This window comes from Moorena producens PAL-8-15-08-1, assembly GCF_001767235.1.
Taxonomy (GTDB): Bacteria; Cyanobacteriota; Cyanobacteriia; order Cyanobacteriales; family Coleofasciculaceae; genus Moorena; species Moorena producens_A.
In genome coordinates this window covers 8,562,536-8,578,106 of the sequence record NZ_CP017599.1, presented here as the reverse complement: position 1 = coordinate 8,578,106, position 15,571 = coordinate 8,562,536, and the positions used below count along the sequence as shown (strand labels likewise).

Annotated in this window: 13 protein-coding genes; 9 read left to right on the top strand and 4 right to left on the bottom strand. The window is 44.6% G+C overall.

The window, feature by feature from the left end:
- Window positions 1-9: 9 nt before the first annotated feature.
- Complete coding sequence (gene pdxA / locus BJP34_RS31430) at window positions 10-1,110, bottom strand: 4-hydroxythreonine-4-phosphate dehydrogenase PdxA (RefSeq protein WP_070395734.1); 1,101 nt, start codon at window positions 1,108-1,110, stop codon at window positions 10-12.
- A gap of 161 nt (window positions 1,111-1,271) precedes the next feature.
- On the opposite strand from pdxA, the gene BJP34_RS37885 reads away from it, so the two are divergent.
- The 4 genes from BJP34_RS37885 (at window position 1,272) to BJP34_RS31410 (ending at window position 5,760) form a co-directional block, all read left to right on the top strand.
- On the top strand, window positions 1,272-1,376 hold the full coding sequence (locus BJP34_RS37885) for a PetM family cytochrome b6-f complex subunit 7 (protein ID WP_063747919.1): 105 nt from the start codon (window positions 1,272-1,274) through the stop codon (window positions 1,374-1,376).
- 222 nt (window positions 1,377-1,598) lie between these two features.
- A complete protein-coding gene (locus BJP34_RS31420; RefSeq protein ID WP_070395732.1) occupies window positions 1,599-2,576 on the top strand; it encodes an SDR family oxidoreductase in 978 nt (325 codons plus the stop codon).
- Window positions 2,577-2,788: 212 nt separating this feature from the next.
- Window positions 2,789-3,706, top strand: coding sequence for an NAD(+) kinase (locus BJP34_RS31415; protein ID WP_070396979.1), 918 nt, complete (start codon window positions 2,789-2,791; stop codon window positions 3,704-3,706).
- Window positions 3,707-4,122: 416 nt separating this feature from the next.
- On the top strand, window positions 4,123-5,760 hold the full coding sequence (locus BJP34_RS31410; protein WP_070395731.1) for a DUF6930 domain-containing protein: 1,638 nt from the start codon (window positions 4,123-4,125) through the stop codon (window positions 5,758-5,760).
- An 86-nt stretch (window positions 5,761-5,846) separates the two neighbouring features.
- Here the strand turns inward: BJP34_RS31410 and purM are convergent, their stop codons facing one another.
- On the bottom strand, window positions 5,847-6,905 hold the full coding sequence (gene purM / locus BJP34_RS31405) for a phosphoribosylformylglycinamidine cyclo-ligase (RefSeq protein WP_070395730.1): 1,059 nt from the start codon (window positions 6,903-6,905) through the stop codon (window positions 5,847-5,849).
- A gap of 578 nt (window positions 6,906-7,483) precedes the next feature.
- On the opposite strand from purM, the gene BJP34_RS31400 reads away from it, so the two are divergent.
- The 4 genes from BJP34_RS31400 (at window position 7,484) to BJP34_RS31385 (ending at window position 13,344) form a co-directional block, all read left to right on the top strand.
- Window positions 7,484-8,569, top strand: coding sequence for a septal ring lytic transglycosylase RlpA family protein (locus tag BJP34_RS31400; protein WP_070395729.1), 1,086 nt, complete (start codon window positions 7,484-7,486; stop codon window positions 8,567-8,569).
- Window positions 8,570-9,450: 881 nt separating this feature from the next.
- Window positions 9,451-10,182: a septal ring lytic transglycosylase RlpA family protein gene (locus BJP34_RS37880; protein WP_083305443.1), complete on the top strand. Its 732-nt coding sequence runs from the start codon at window positions 9,451-9,453 to the stop codon at window positions 10,180-10,182.
- 546 nt (window positions 10,183-10,728) lie between these two features.
- A complete protein-coding gene (locus tag BJP34_RS31390; protein WP_070395728.1) occupies window positions 10,729-12,285 on the top strand; it encodes a bifunctional pantoate--beta-alanine ligase/(d)CMP kinase in 1,557 nt (518 codons plus the stop codon).
- Between the two features lie 141 nt (window positions 12,286-12,426).
- Window positions 12,427-13,344 (top strand): polysaccharide deacetylase family protein, encoded by a 918-nt coding sequence (locus tag BJP34_RS31385; protein WP_229424116.1) that lies wholly within the window; start codon window positions 12,427-12,429, stop codon window positions 13,342-13,344.
- A 959-nt stretch (window positions 13,345-14,303) separates the two neighbouring features.
- Here BJP34_RS31385 and BJP34_RS31380 read toward each other — a convergent pair.
- Together BJP34_RS31380 and BJP34_RS31375 are read right to left on the bottom strand one after the other, a co-directional pair.
- Window positions 14,304-14,621, bottom strand: a complete 318-nt coding sequence (locus tag BJP34_RS31380) for a hypothetical protein (protein WP_083305680.1) — start codon at window positions 14,619-14,621, stop codon at window positions 14,304-14,306.
- Between the two features lie 44 nt (window positions 14,622-14,665).
- The gene (locus tag BJP34_RS31375) at window positions 14,666-15,046 is read right to left on the bottom strand and encodes a hypothetical protein (protein ID WP_070395725.1); all 381 of its coding nucleotides are present in this window, start codon (window positions 15,044-15,046) and stop codon (window positions 14,666-14,668) included.
- Window positions 15,047-15,158: 112 nt separating this feature from the next.
- Between BJP34_RS31375 and BJP34_RS44905 the strand changes: the two genes are divergently transcribed.
- The gene (locus tag BJP34_RS44905; RefSeq protein ID WP_158517568.1) at window positions 15,159-15,323 is read left to right on the top strand and encodes a hypothetical protein; all 165 of its coding nucleotides are present in this window, start codon (window positions 15,159-15,161) and stop codon (window positions 15,321-15,323) included.
- The last annotated feature ends 248 nt before the right edge of the window (window positions 15,324-15,571 follow it).

Sequence of the window (15,571 nt, the reverse complement as noted above, 5' to 3'; positions counted from 1 at the left end):
AGGTTTTTTCTAAGCACTGATAGCTAAACGGTTACTCAACCTCTGGTTCACCAGTTCAGTAGCCAGGCTAATGGCAGCCTTCATGCTAGTAGCGTTAGCAATGCCAAGACCGGCAATATCAAACGCTGTGCCATGATCAGGAGAAGTGCGCACAAAGGGTAAACCGATGGTAGTATTGATCGCTCGGTCAAATGCCATAAGTTTGACAGGAATTAAGCCCTGGTCATGATAGAGTGCCAAATAACCATCATGAGCATCATGAGCGTACTGCTGGTGGTTGCCGTACCAAGCCTGACCAGGTTTTACCCAAAGCGTGTCAGGAGGTATTGGTCCATCTAATGTGATAGTCGGGCGTTGCTGGCGCTCTTTCTCTAGCCAGGGAATCAGCCAATCTTGTTCTTCACAACCTAGCTGACCCTGCTCACCACTATGAGGATTTAAGCCAGAAATCGCGATTCGAGGTGTCTTGATGCCAAAATCACTAGCCAAACAGGCGATCAGTAAGTCTAGTTTACTCGCCATCAATTCTGGCGTTAAGGTATTTGGTACTTGACTTAAGGGAATATGTGTGGTAGCTAAAAGTGTACGTAGTACCCAACTACTATGGGACGATCGCGCTACGAATAGCATCCCAAATTGTTTGACACCAGAGTACTGGGCTAGCACTTCAGTTTGACCAGGATAATCATGTCCTGCGGCTTTCCAGAGAGACTTGGCAATGGGTGCGGTCACAATACCATCAAACTCACCACGTTGGGTGAGTGCGATCGCATTTTCGAGATACACAAAACTAAGAGCACCACTAACAGCATTACCAACACCTGGGGTGATTTGATGCTGTTGTCCGTCATCCAACTCAATGTCAATTATTGATAATGTCTCTGGGGAAGCTAAAGTAGCTACATCTTCAATCCCCTGCTGACGTAGCTGGGTATAAGCCGCATTTAAGAGGTACCGACTGCCAATCACCGTTATCTCACAATTGCTAGTGACTTGGGAATCTGCCAATGCCTTCAGGACAACTTCTGGTCCAATGCCTGCTGGATCTCCCAAGGTCACCGCTAACCGAGGACGCCTTGGTAGTGAGTTAAGTTTTCCTGTCAAAGACATGCTCTGATGGTTTGTTGACAAGTCTGACATCATTCCTGAACACTCCCGTACCCTAACCCCTTTGCTGAAATACTCTTGCTCAGGATTTCCATAGGATTGCTATATTCTGGCACCCTAGTCATGATACCTTGTAACAAAAGTACATAGGAGATCATAAAACAATGGGTACAGAAATTTTTAATGCAGCATTTTTGTCCTTCACCCTGATTCTTGTGGGTTTGGGCTTAGGCTTCTTATTACTCAAAATCCAGGGAGTGTCAGAATAGTTTCCAGTGAATGGCTTATGGGGTAAGGGCTGTGGGGTTTTGTCAAGAATTCTTTCACAGTTTTCTTCCAAATCCATGACTTATGCTGTCTTAGCCTAAACTCATTCTCCCACACCCCTCACCCGATGGCCTTGCCTATTGAGTAGCTTAAAAATGAGAGATCGACGAAATTTCTGATAGAATCTTATAGAAACTTTAAGATTCCTTACTAAAATTACTATAATGAACTTGTTGGTCGTCGGTGCAACTGGCACCTTAGGAAGACAGGTGGTTCGTCGTGCACTGGACGAGGATCATCAGGTACGCTGTCTTGTACGCAGTCCACGCAAAGCCTCTTTCCTAAAAGAATGGGGAGCAGAACTAGTACAAGGAGACCTCTGTGTTCCAGAAACCCTGCCAAAAGCTCTGGAAGGGATCACAGCTGTCATTGATGCGGCAACATCGAGACCAACAGATTCTCTGAGCATCAGACAGGTAGACTGGGAAGGGAAAGTTGCCCTAATTCAAGCTTCTGTCGCTGCTGGTGTGGAAAGATATGTCTTTTTCTCAATTCTGGGAAGTGAGAATTTTCCTCATGTCCCACTCATGGAAATAAAGCACTGTACAGAACTATTTCTGGCAGAATCAGGATTGCCACACACAATCTTGAAACCAAGTGGCTTTATGCAAGGCTTAATTGGTCAGTATGCCATCCCGATTTTGGATGGACAGGCGGTTTGGATTACAGGAGAAACCTCTCCCATCGCCTATATGAACACCCAGGATATTGCTAAGTTTGGAATTCGTGCTCTGGAAGTTCCAGAAACAGTAAATCAGACATTCCCGGTTGTGGGAACCAGAGCCTTTAGTACCTACGAAATCATTAATCTGTGTGAGCGGTTGTCCGGTAAAGATGCTAAAATAGCCCGACTCCCAATAAATTTTTTGCGGGGTGTGCGGCGATTCGTGAGATTTTTTCAGTGGGGCTGGAATGTGGCAGATCGGCTTGCCTTTACTGAGGTGCTAGTGAGCGGTAAACCTCTGGATGCACCGATGGATAAGGTATACGAGGTCTTTGGCCTAGACCCCAAGGAAACCACAACTTTGGAAGAATATCTGCAAGAGTACTTTAACCGGATTATGAATAAGCTCAAAGAAATCGATTACGAGAAAGCTAAAAAGAAGTCTAAGAAGAGGACTCCTTTCAAATCTAAATCCTAGTATTTCCTGGAAAATCGATGCAGCGAGTCCAAAGGGGAGCCAGTGAGGCCAAAGTCTTTCTCTACAGGGCTTACAAGGTACGGACTAAAGCGTGACCACACAGCCCCTCCCCATAGGGCGACTGCATTAAGACAGTACCTGATTAAATCACAATTGTCCATGATGTTCGGTGATAATTTAATCCAAGTAATTCAAGACGGGGACTGGTGAGTATACCAAAAGCAGGCATTATCTACAACGACCTTAAACCAATGGCTTGTAGCGTTGCTGAAGAGTTGCACAACCAATTGAGGACTGCGGGTTGGGAAGTGTGTATGGCGACAGGGGTTGGGGGAATTCTGGGTTATTCGAGTCCTCAATCACCAGTGTGTCATACACCGATGGAAAAACTAGCCCCCCCTGGTTTTGATGACCAGATGGCTTTCGCAATTGTATTGGGGGGAGATGGTACAGTACTAGCGGCTTTTCGCCAATTGGCTCCCCAAGGGATCCCTTTGCTAACGGTCAATACAGGTCACATGGGTTTCTTAACAGAGACCTATGTCAATCAGTTGCCTTCTGTCTTGGAACAGGTCATGGCACAAGAGTATGTTATAGAAGAACGATCCATGCTTTCTGTGCAAATCCTGCGAGATGAGAGGATTTGGTGGGAGGCACTTTGTTTAAATGAAATGGTATTGCACCGGGAACCGTTGACGAGTATGTGCCATTTTGAGGTACAAATAGGACATCACGCACCAGTGGATATTGCAGCTGATGGTATAATTGTATCAACACCGACTGGCTCTACTGCCTATTCTCTAAGTGCTGGAGGACCAGTATTAACTCCTGAGGTGCCGGTGTTGCAACTGTTGCCCATCTGTCCCCATTCTTTGGCATCTCGGGCATTAGTCTTTGCCGACACAGAGCAATTAACCATTTTTCCCGCTACTCCCAATTCGATGGTGATGGTAGTTGATGGCAATGGTGGTTGCTACGTAATACCAGAAGATAAAATAAAAGTTAAGCGATCGCCTTACTCCGCTCGATTTATCCGTTTGCAAGCACCAGAGTTTTTCAGGGTTTTGCGAGAAAAGTTGGGGTGGGGATTGCCGCACATTGCTAAACCGACCTCTGTGGAGTTGCCTTAGAGCGTACATCCATGTAATCAGGTAATCAGAAAATTTTGGATCAGGATGTTCTCTATAGGCTTTTCTCCAGTTCAATTGAAGAAAGCCAGGCCATGGGAAGGGGGGTTAGGCAGGAGTGTCAAAAACGGTGATTCCTGCCTGTTGGTTACGAGAAACACCATTAGCGGGAATCCAATAACCATCGGGTTTTCCTCAACGTGTTGCTCGAAAGCTGTATTCATAACCTAGCACCATGACTCTCGATCTGGTAGTTTCTGGTTGTGTCTGGTGGTGTCCGATATCCATGTCGATGTAATCGGTGAAACGCAACTTCGGATCAGGGGGGCTTGTGCAACGTTTGCCCCGGTAAGATAGGAGTATCCACCAGCAACTGGCTATTCACGGTCGGTACTGAGGCAATCAACCCAAACTATTCTATGTCTGCTTTGAATCGCAATACTCGTCGTCGGCTCAATAAATTACAACAGACTTCCAGTGTGTGGGAGGGAGACCGCCGTCCCCTGTCAGTTATTGGTAACAATCATCAGCCAGATGGTGAGGGTCATAATGATTGCATTCTTTGGGTGGATGGCTCAGAAGGCATCGTGAGGGCAATGGATTTAGTATCACCAACCATGGGACCAGAAGCGATTGTTCGTGCCCTTATGCAAGCCATGGAACATCCCCAAAGCCCCGCCAGACCAGGACGACCCTCAAAGATTGTTGTTCGTAACCGAGAAATTCAGTTTTTTTTGCGAGGTGTCCTTCAAGGGTTAGACATTGGCATTGATTATGTACCCAATTTACCCTTGATTGACGAACTGTTTCGGGGATTTGAGGAAATGGCGGCTACTCGACAACCCCAGCTACCACCTAAGTATGCTGACCTACTTATAGAAAAAGCCTATGAAATTTGGCATGAAGCTGCTTGGGAAGTAGTGGCTGATCATCAGATTATCTCGATTGAATTAAATCGCTGGGATGTGGAAACCCTATACGTCTCAGTAATGGGTATGCTGGGTATGGAGTACGGCGTATTACTATATCGCTCCTGGGATTCCCTGAAACGGTTCCGATCATCAGTGCTGGCAGATGACTCGTGGGAAAAGATGGAACAAGCTTTCTTAGGACAAGATTGCTTATTTTTAACCTTCGGGCGGTTTGGTGATGATACCGAAGATGAGGATGAAGAGGATGATATTGATTTAGCTGATTTTCCAGTATCAGAGATTGTACCTGGGTTTGGTACAGTCCATCCCTTGGAAGGAATGCGACCTTATCTTTATGAAGAAGAAGCGATCGCAATTTATGTTGCCCTAGAAGGGATTCAGCGATTTGTTCACGATTACCATGAGCAATTAGATGACGAAAACTTACCGAAGATTGGTAAGCGTTACCGCATTCCGGTACCCCTAGAACCAAAATCTACTGTTAGCGTTAAAGTTAACACCCATCCTGACCTAGCTGATGAGTTGTTAGAGATGGCACTTGAGTCGGAGGAAGATGATTTCGATTCAGAGTCGATGACCATACCCTTACGGGATGACCTTGTGCCAAAGGATGCTTTCCTAAAGCTGGGCATGATGTCTTGGGACGCAATAGAATCTATTCGCTCTGGTGTCAAATCCTATCAGTCTCAGAATATCAAAGCAATCGGGGAAGGCATGCCAGTTATTTTGATTCAAACCACCCGACCAAAGGCACAAGTGTTGATAGAGCAGATCGAGACCGCTGGTGGACTCAAAGGGATTTGCTTTAATTCAGGGGAAGATCCCTTTGAAGGCACACGCTACGACCTCGGCATTATCCAAACAGAAAACAGTAGTCTTTATTTGTTAGGAGAGTTTTCTGAAACCGATACCAACCATGCTGCTGCCCGCCAGCAGTGGGAGGAGGGTTGTGAAAATCAGGGATATTGTGGTTTAGTTATTGCCAGAGGTCTAGCAGGAGCATCTCGGGGTAATCCCAAGCCTCGTGACATGATGGCATTGTTTGAAGCGCGATCGCTGTCCACTACAGATTTGGGAATAGCAATCCTCAAGGCAGAACCCTCAATAACTGAGCCACCCTTCTGACCTTATGATTGAGAGAATAGACCTCTGGCAAAAATAACTAAGCAATCATTTTGGATAGCTTCTAAGTCAATTTTGAGACCTATTCCCTATTCGCTAACAACTGCCGCGAAGTCTACTAGACCAACAACACCACCATCCCCTGGGATTACTTCACCAATTTTACATGCATTTACCTGCTGTGAATTAAACGATGTTAGGGTTTGCTCAACCTGCTGTTGAGGAACAATCAGCACAAAACCAATCCCCATATTATAGGTATCAAACATTGCCTGAGGACTAACCTGACCTGTGTGAGCTAGCCACTGAAAAATTGGTGGAATCACCCAGCTGTTGGGATAAATCTGGACGGATTGTCCAGCACCCAGGCAACGAGGGAGGTTTTCTGGGATACCGCCGCCGGTAATGTGAGCCATACCGTGAATCTCGATACCAGCCCTACGAGCATCAAGCACAGGTTTCACGTAAATCTGTGTTGGTGTCAACAATTCCTCCCCTAAGCTTTTACCAGCTAACAATTCCGGAGTTATATCCCAGGAAAGAGCGTTGTCTGGGGAATCCTGAACAATTTTCCGAATCAGACTAAAACCATTGCTGTGGACGCCCTGACTGGCCAAAGCAATTGCCACATCTCCAATTTGCACTTGGGAACCGTCCAACATGCGGCTCTTTTCCACAATTCCTACACAAAATCCGGCTAGGTCATACTCGGCAAGTTCGTAGAAACCAGGCATTTCTGCGGTTTCCCCTCCTAGTAAAGCACAGCCAGCCAGACGACAACCTTGGGCAATACCGGCAACAACCTGAGTCAGTTGTTGTTGATTGAGCTTGCCAGTTGCTAAATAATCCAAGAAAAACAGGGGTTCCGCACCAACAGTCAAGACATCGTTGACGCACATGGCTACCAAATCAATGCCAACGGTGTCATGGCGGTTAAGGTCTTGAGCCAATTTGAGTTTAGTACCAACTCCATCAGTTCCAGATACCAACACTGGCTCAGTATATCCCACTGGCAGCTGAAAGCAACCACTAAAGCCACCCAGTCCACCTAATACTTCCGAACGGTGGGTACTTTTTACCAGGCTACGGATTTGGTTAACAAATCCTCGACCTGCCTCAATATCAACACCAGCGTCTCGATAATCCATGGGAACAGACAAATGCTTTTGAGCTAGAAATGCAGGATGTATTTTACAGCGTAGCGTCGATCAAGACCTAGGGGGCAAATAGGGTGAGATCAGTAGTGTGTTGAGGAAGGTGGTGGTAAGTGCCGTGGTAAGCGCCGTGGTAAACGCTGTGGTAAGTGCCCTTATTTACCAGAATTGCTTCCACCTAGTCTGTATTCAAGTTTACTTTATGTAGGAAATTTGTTGAAGCTGATTCATTAGTTATTTCACAGATCTTGATGGGATTGATAAGAATTAACTATTATTGGCGTTACTTCACAAAAAGTTCACAAATGCTATAACTGCTATTATAACTTAGTTTGTGGTGAATCTACAACCGTCGATTTTGACAATTTATTAGTAACAGCTTCATAACATGGGGATTCCACCATCAGAAAGTTCATGGTAGTCTGTTTCAGGATTATTAGTGATCTAACTAATAACCATTTGTGAGGAAATAACCATTTGTGAGGAGTTAATGGGCAAGTTTAAGTTATGTTACTGCGTTTGTTGCAGCACCATAATGCCTAAAACTGCCAATTATCTTAGACTACAGACCTATGAATGAAAAAATTTGGGGTGGCATCACCGTTTCTGTGCTAACAACAGTTCTCGGTGCAACAATATCAATTCCTGTCTCATCTGCTGAGACAGTTACTCAGACTGTGACAGGAAATTCTGATGCTCAACTGGCAGAAGAATTGCCATCTAGCGCAACTGCAGCAATAGAAAAACTACCAGCTCAGCCAACACCAGAGTTTCAAGTGGCTGAGTTTCCAGAGCAACTGAGAACTGCTAAACCTGATGAAATCATTACCAATATTTATGCTTATGAACTTGCAGGACGTCAGGCAGCTACACTGTATGTCCGTAGTATTCCTGTTCTGACTTTCCTAGGTTCACAGGAAATCAATGCTGACCCTACCAAAGACATAGTTGCTACTGAGGTTGAAAAGATAGCAACTCCGTCTTCTGTTGCCCCAGGCAACGCTACGATATCGGATGCGAATGGGTCAGAAAATGATTCAATCCGGCGGGCTCAAGTGGTTGCTGCTCGGATCAATGAACTTCATGGCAACAATGTCAATGCTGAGTCAATCACTGTCCGTTGGAATGGTTCCTACAAAAGCTACAGCATCCAAGTCAATGGCGAAGAATTAGTCGAAGTTGATGAGAATACAATTCTGCCAGATACCACCAAAGACCTGGCTGAAGATGCTCTACAAGCTACTAATCGATTGCGAAGGCTGATCGGTTACGCTCCCCCTCTCAAAGAAATTGCGGACTTACCGCCAGCGCCAAAACCACGAACAGTACAGAAAGTAGCTAGGAGTACCACTCGTCGGCGAGTAAGAAGTCAGATGAGGGGTATGGCTTCATGGTATGGTCCAGGTTTCCATGGCCGCCGCACTGCCAGTGGTGAGCGATTTAATCAATACGCCCTGACTGCTGCTCATCGTACCTTGCGGTTTGGGACTAGGGTGCGGGTGACTAACATGAGAAATGGTCGCTCCGTCATTGTGCGAATTAATGACCGTGGACCGCACAGCAGAAATCGCGTTATTGACCTTTCCAGAGCAGCAGCCCGAGTTATCGGAGTTGAAAGATCTGGCACTGCTGCTGTGCGTCTAGAGGTTTTATATTAACTTCAATCTTTAACGGCAATGGGTAATAGCTAATGGGTAATGGCTAATCGTAATCCAATTCCCCATTCCCCATTTCCCATTTCCAAAGGTGAAAAAAAATTTGTTGCAGCTAGAGACAAGAATTAGTATCAGTATCATCTGTGTCTCTGCTTAAAGTAAGCATTCAGCTAATGCCCTAGGCTGAATGCTTATTGTTTAAGTGGATAGCCTAAGCCCAACTAAGCTATGAGGCTTCTAATTTATCTATTGAAAGGAAAATAGGTAGGGGCGTTCAGGCACAAAAGAGAGGGTTGTGGCATTTTTATTGCTTACTCAAAAATAGGCAATTTAAATGGGCAACAGCTGAATTATTTGTCTTGATGCAGTCGCTCATGGGGGAAACCACGGCAGTCGCTCATGGTTAGAAGTTACCGTAAGACAGTTGAGCCTTAATCAATAAGTTTTACCCTTTTTCTGCATAGCCGACCAACCATAAAGGCGAGCCTGTCTAAGGTTTCGTCTCCGGGGGGAACCCCCAAGACCGCGCTGCCTCCCCAAGACCGTAATGGTGCGTTTTCCGTAGGCGAATTAAATTCGCCACGGGTCGCACCTCTGCATCGCTTTTTAAGAAACTCCAACTTTAACTAAACTTTAAAAATATCTAACTTCACTCCTGGCTTAAGTTTGAGCTATTCGTAAACAAAAATAATTCGCTCGCTTGAGGATTTTAAGTAGTACTAAACTTTAATTTATTATTCTAAACTTTATAATAGTCTTTGGTTAGTAGTGTAATATTAAACAAGTTTACTTTAAGCAAGTAAATTCAGGGCAATTTTGAGTGCTAAATCAATCTGAATTAGCACCAAAATGCCTGGAATCATAATGTTTAATCTACCCTAACTATGACTCAAAAAAGTTGGAGTTGCATCACTGGTTCTTTGATAACAACAGTTTTGGGTACGTTGTTATCAACTGATATTTCATCAGCTAAGGGCTTTGACTACACAGCTAAAGATAGCCCTGACTTACCACTGATGGCAGGGGGGAAATCTCCCACAATTCAAGATGCTGACAAACTTTCAAGTCAACAAGTGCAGATGTTTGATGTTGCCGAGTTTCCAGCTCAATATAGAACTCTTGCTAGTTTAAGCTTACCAGCGCCTGAGCTAATCACTACTGACGGGATTCCAAAGTCAGAAGAGAAAATAGCTTCTCCGGATTCTAATCTCCAAGGAAACGCTATGCTTATCGGCTATGCTTCTTCTCTCAACAAAAGCAGTGCTTCAGCACAGACATGGCAACCACTAACAGTACCAATGCTGGCAAGCCGTCGCCGAGTGCGATGGAGTGTAAGGGGGGTAGCTTCTTGGTATGGTTCAGCTTTTCATGGCAGGCGCACTGCTAGTGGCGAAAGATTCAATCAATATGCTCTGACTGCTGCTCATCGTACCTTGCAGTTTGGCACTAGAGTCAAAGTGACTAATCTCAGAAATGGTCGCTCCGTCATTGTCCGGATTAATGACCGTGGACCAAATGTCAGGGGTCGGATGATTGATTTGTCCAGAGGAGCTGCCAGAATAATTGGATTGGTCAGGTCTGGCACTGGGCCTGTGCATATAGAAATTCTTTATTGAATTAATTAGTTATTAGTCAAAAGAAATCTCCAGGAATTACTTGGCAATTCCTGGAGATTTCTATTTATTAAGAGTATGTTGCTAACATCGATAAGAATGTGACATACTCCCACACGCTTATCAGAGATTACAGTGTGGGCTTCTTGCCAACTCCACCCAACAGTATCGGCTTTCGCCGACGCTGCGCGAACGGATACGTAGGCTTGCTTTATTGACGACACGGTCAGAAGTTACCGCAAGAAGAGTGGAGCCTTTATGGTTAGTCGGCTATGGGTAAAGGGTTAAAACTTTATGATTAAGGCTCCACTCTTATAAGGTTTCGTCTCCGGGATGCCCCTCCGCACGCCTTACAATACAACTCGTTCTATTTTCAGTTAGTATTTGCAGTTAGTAGGTGGCGGTTAGCTCTTAATTTTATTACCCTACTATTTTCATTATAGACGGTAACAAACAAAGTATCAAAGTTCCTGTCCGCCATTCATCCCACGCCGATCTTCGGTGCGGACGTGGGGCATAAGCGCGGATGAATCTAAACTCTAGAGTCTTATGCACCTGTTTACAACAACTGCTGGATTACACTGCTACTTAGAACGTCAAGGTCCTGGCAAGGAAGTGGGTCTAGTAACCACTATGGGAGCCTTGCACAGCGGTCACTTAAGCTTAATTGAGCGGGCAAGACGAGAAAATTCTCTGGTCATTGTTAGCATTTTTGTTAATCCTCTTCAGTTTGCACCGACAGAGGATTTTCAGGAGTACCCCCGTGGATTGGCTCAGGATCAAGAACTTTGCCAACAGATTGGAGTTGATGCAATTTTTGCTCCCACTATAGACCAGTTGTATGGTGATAATTCAATGCCCACTGCGGACAAGGGTGATGAATTGACTCAAGTGATTCCACCCAAAACCATGACTTCTGTCCTATGTGGTGTCTCTCGTCCTGGTTTTTTTCAGGGTGTGGCAACTGTCGTGGTCAAGCTGTTGAATTTGGTACGACCAAACAGAGCCTATTTTGGTCAAAAGGATGCCCAACAGTTGGCAATCATCCAGCGTATGGTGGCAGATTTTAAGTTACCAGTGACCATTGTTCCTTGTCCGATTGTGCGGGAAAAGTCGGGACTGGCGTGTAGTTCTCGCAATCAATACCTGACACCAGAGCAAAAATCCCAAGCATCATTACTCTATAAAGGGTTGCTTAGTGCTCAGAAAGCGTTTCAAGGTGGATTATGCGATCGCATCAATCTGATTGAGAGGGTTAGGTCAGAATTAGCTGGAACCCAGGATATCCAGGTCGAGTATGTGGAATTAGTACATCCTGTTACTCTGACCCCCCTAGAACAGGTTGAAGAGCAAGGATTATTAGCGATCGCAGTTCACTTAGGTACAACTCGTTTAATTGACAATATACTCCTGTCCCACCGTAAACCCATTGTGGCCATTGATGGTCCGGCTGGAGCTGGAAAATCTACCGTTAGCCGTTTGGTGGCTAAAGCATTAGGATTGATGTATCTTGATACTGGTGCCATGTACCGGGCTGTGACATGGCGGGTGCTCAAAGCAGGTATTGACTTGGAGGATGAGCCTGCGATCGCAGAATTAGTCAGTAAGTGTACAATTAATCTGAGTAATAATCAACCAGGAGAGTCTGGGATTCAGGTGTGGGTTGATGGAGAAGAAGTTACCCAGGTCATTCGTTCACAGTCCGTTACTGCCAAAGTTTCTACGGTGGCTGCCCTGAGTTCAGTACGCCGTGAGTTACTCAAACAACAACAACGCTGGGGTCGTCAAGGAGGAGTAGTGGCGGAAGGTCGTGACATTGGCACCCATGTCTTTCCCAATGCAGAAGTCAAACTATTCTTAACAGCTTCTGTCCAAGAAAGGGCACGCCGCCGTCAGCAAGACCTGAAAAACCGGGGGCAAGAGGTGAGCTTAGAACAGCTGGAGCAGGAGATTCAACAGCGCGACCTGAAGGACAGCACCCGTGCTGTAGCCCCCTTGCGCAAGGCAGCTGATGCTATTGAAGTACAAACCGATGGTATGAGTATTGCACAAGTTACCGATTATCTTGTCAATATCTACTATCAGCAATTGTCACCAGATAGCTGACCGCTAATGTTAAACAGACAATTAAACAGACAATTAAACAGACAATTAGGCAACAGCTAGCCACCACTCTATAAGATGATGGTTAGTTACAGATGATAATTTACTTTCCTGGTATTTTTGCAGGAGCAAAGGAGACCAATTTTGGCAAAACGTGAGGGCTTATTCTGGTCGCGCAGTACATGGATTATAATTGCTGCTCTTCTAAGTTGTATGGCTGCCTACAGCTTGAAAACAGGTCGATGGGCTAACCAAAATATTGCTGCACTAATCACTAGGCAAATGCCACAGCAGCAAACTAACTCAAAGAAAGTTGAAACGTTAACTAAGCAGCCAGATAAAGCTTTGGAGCAAGGTATTGCTAAATGGGCAGAGCAAGAGAGAGGCAAGCGGATTAACTATGTTCCTCCGCAATTTCGGGGAAAATATATCGAGGAAGTTGAGCTTAAAACTCCACAGAAAGTCATTGCTTTGACCTTTGACGATGGTCCTTGGCCGAAGATGACCAACGATGTGCTACACATCCTTAAAAAATATAATGTTAAGGCAACTTTCTTCGTGGTAGGGAGAAATGTTTATCTATATCCACAAGAGCTTCAGAAAATTGTGGACCATGGTCATGCTCTTGGCAACCATAGTTGGAACCATGCTTATTATTATCATAATCCTTTAGCAGCTGCTAAGGAAATTGATAACACCACAGCACGGATTTACAAAACTATTAACGTTAAGACCTCTTTGTTTAGACCCCCTGGGGGGATCATGAACAATGGCTTAGTGGCTTACGCTCGAAAAAAAAATTACGTGATTGTAAAATGGTCAGCTGACTCAGAGGATTACTCGGTAAACCAACGTCGGTTGACCTATAATGTTCTCCGCAGAGCGAAACCGGGAGGAATTGTGCTACTCCATGATGGTGGGGGTAATCGTTCCAAGACGATACGAGCTTTACCGGTGATTATTACTGAATTGAGAAAGCAGGGTTACCAGTTTGTGACTGTACCGGAATTGTTGGCAATGGCACAACAAGAGTTGGAGATGGCACAAAAAGAACAGAAGTGACATGTCATTATTTATGAACGGTTAACCGTTAGGTAAGCATTCAGCTATCAGCCGTCAGCCGTCAGCTTTTTAATAAAACAGGTAAGCCTTTGTTTAATCTCTTTTACGTCTGCTGCCAGGGATTCATAGTCTTGGGCTGATGGGCTTTTCCCCCAGGTTAAATGCCTATAAATTTGTCTTAAAAATTACAGTCAAAAAGTAAACAATAGTATCAAAAATCCATAATCAACCTGTTTATTCTCAATAAGCCCGATTCATTATCAATTATTTGCCCTGTTATTCTTGGTCGATTTGAGAGTACTCTACATTCTGGTTGCGTACGCAAATCCTCCTTTGATTTTTGTTCAAAGTCAGCGGAAAATTCGTTGACTTTGAACAAAAAAACTGCCTCTCTTGGTGCCCGTTCCCTTGGCGTTCGCGGAGCGGCGACCTAGGAGTTGGAAACGGGAGCAGGTCTTGCGTTGCTGAAACATTAGTACTATGTACCATTAGCGCAAGCTTAAACCCATGAGGGGGCTATAGATAATCTACAAATATTTAGCATAAGTGACATGCTCCCCCTATTACCTATTACCCATTACCTATTACCCATTACCTATTACCCAGATAAGCGTACAAATGTTCTGCATAAGTGACATGCTCCCGTTGGAAACCTCGCGCCTTGTCGCACCGCTTTAGGATCGGATTTATTCGAATTAAAAAAAAAATTAAGTTAATCAGATTTTTGTATGTGAAAATTTATACCAAATTAGATGGGTTTACCCTAACTTATATCATGTCGGGATAATTACCCTGTCTTGATGCAACTGCCGTGGTTTCCCCCATGAGCGACTGCATCAAGACAATGAGGCCCCCCTAACACACCCTACGCAACTTTTTTACAAATATGAGATGCACCCTCCCCATCTCCCTATCTCCCCACTATCTCCTTAATTATCGGTATTCAACCAGACTTGATATTAGATGGGGGGATTTTTGATGCAGGAAAAGAAGTTACAAAGTTTTGTCCAAAGTCCAGTATCACTGGGGTATTCCTGAATCTGATCAGGAGGTTCAGGAATGGGGTTAGGGGTTTCCTTAGTACTACTTCCCTCAGATGAAACTTCCTCCAATGTTTCCTCGGCATCTTTGAAGGGAGAGGACGAATCATTTTCTTTTTTTAGCTTCAACTCCCAAGAGTTCCTTTGGCTAGCTACTTCCTCTAGGGTCTCTTGTACACCTGAATAGTTCTGGACAACCAATCTCCTGACGGGTGAAGCTTGATTTGGAAGTTTCATGCTGTTTTTTTCCCTTCTGAGATTTTGGATTTCATTAAGGGTGTTCAAACTACCCTGCCAGAAGAGTCGGACGGACGGGAGATTGCTGGCATCGCTAGGTGTTGCAGAATCCTTCCCAATTTTGTCCAAACTCCAGTATCACTGGGGTATTCCTGAATCTGATCAGGAGCTTCAGGAATGGGGTTAGGGGTTTCCTGAGTACTGCTTTGCCCAGATGAAACTTCCTCCAACTCAGATTTTGCACCATTCTCAAATGTTTTCTTGATATCTTTGAAGGGAGAGGAGGAATCATTTTCTTTTTTCAGCTTTAGCTTCAACTCCCAAGAGTTCCTTTGGCTAGCTACTTCCTCTAGGGTCTCTTGTACACCTGAATAGTTCTGGACAACAAATCTCCTGACGGGTGAAGCTTGATTTGGAAGTTTCATGCTCTTTTTTACCTATCTGGGATTTTGGATTTTATTAAGGGTGTTCAACCAGACTTTATATTATTCCTGATAGAACCCTGTGAGGAATACTGTATCATCAGAGATGTCTTGAATGGGTAAGGAAGCAGAACTCATTGATTTGTTGGGATTACATTTCAAGACGGACTCAAAGCATATGCAATTAAATAATACCCCACCAACAGAAATATCTGCTGGTGGGGGTAAAGGCTTTTGCCCTTACAAAGGGTATGCTATTAATCTGCATATCCCTAACTAAGTATTGAACGCCTCGAAAAATTCCAGTCTTGTTGAGAATGGAAACTTATTTTCAGGGGATACAGCCTTCTAGAACTTGCAATAAGGTAATTAATCGAGGTGCCCTAGTGGTGTACTTTGCTTTCTGCACAAATGGTGGGCAACTTCTGGTTAGCAATATTGCCCAAATTGAGGAAATTCAGCAGAAGTGCCCACCTTACAGAACTACTTGATGATTAACTGGTTTAGAAGGGTAGGACTAGCCAATTC

Coding starts and splice junctions, on each gene's coding strand:
- pdxA (WP_070395734.1), bottom strand. CDS start 1,110: ATGTCTTTGACAGGAAAACTTAACTCACTACCAAGGCGTCCTCGGTTA.
- BJP34_RS37885 (WP_063747919.1), top strand. CDS start 1,272: ATGGGTACAGAAATTTTTAATGCAGCATTTTTGTCCTTCACCCTGATT.
- BJP34_RS31420 (WP_070395732.1), top strand. CDS start 1,599: ATGAACTTGTTGGTCGTCGGTGCAACTGGCACCTTAGGAAGACAGGTG.
- BJP34_RS31410 (WP_070395731.1), top strand. CDS start 4,123: ATGTCTGCTTTGAATCGCAATACTCGTCGTCGGCTCAATAAATTACAA.
- purM (WP_070395730.1), bottom strand. CDS start 6,905: ATGGATTATCGAGACGCTGGTGTTGATATTGAGGCAGGTCGAGGATTT.
- BJP34_RS31400 (WP_070395729.1), top strand. CDS start 7,484: ATGAATGAAAAAATTTGGGGTGGCATCACCGTTTCTGTGCTAACAACA.
- BJP34_RS37880 (WP_083305443.1), top strand. CDS start 9,451: ATGACTCAAAAAAGTTGGAGTTGCATCACTGGTTCTTTGATAACAACA.
- BJP34_RS31390 (WP_070395728.1), top strand. CDS start 10,729: ATGCACCTGTTTACAACAACTGCTGGATTACACTGCTACTTAGAACGT.
- BJP34_RS31380 (WP_083305680.1), bottom strand. CDS start 14,621: ATGAAACTTCCAAATCAAGCTTCACCCGTCAGGAGATTGGTTGTCCAG.
- BJP34_RS31375 (WP_070395725.1), bottom strand. CDS start 15,046: ATGAAACTTCCAAATCAAGCTTCACCCGTCAGGAGATTTGTTGTCCAG.
- BJP34_RS44905 (WP_158517568.1), top strand. CDS start 15,159: ATGGGTAAGGAAGCAGAACTCATTGATTTGTTGGGATTACATTTCAAG.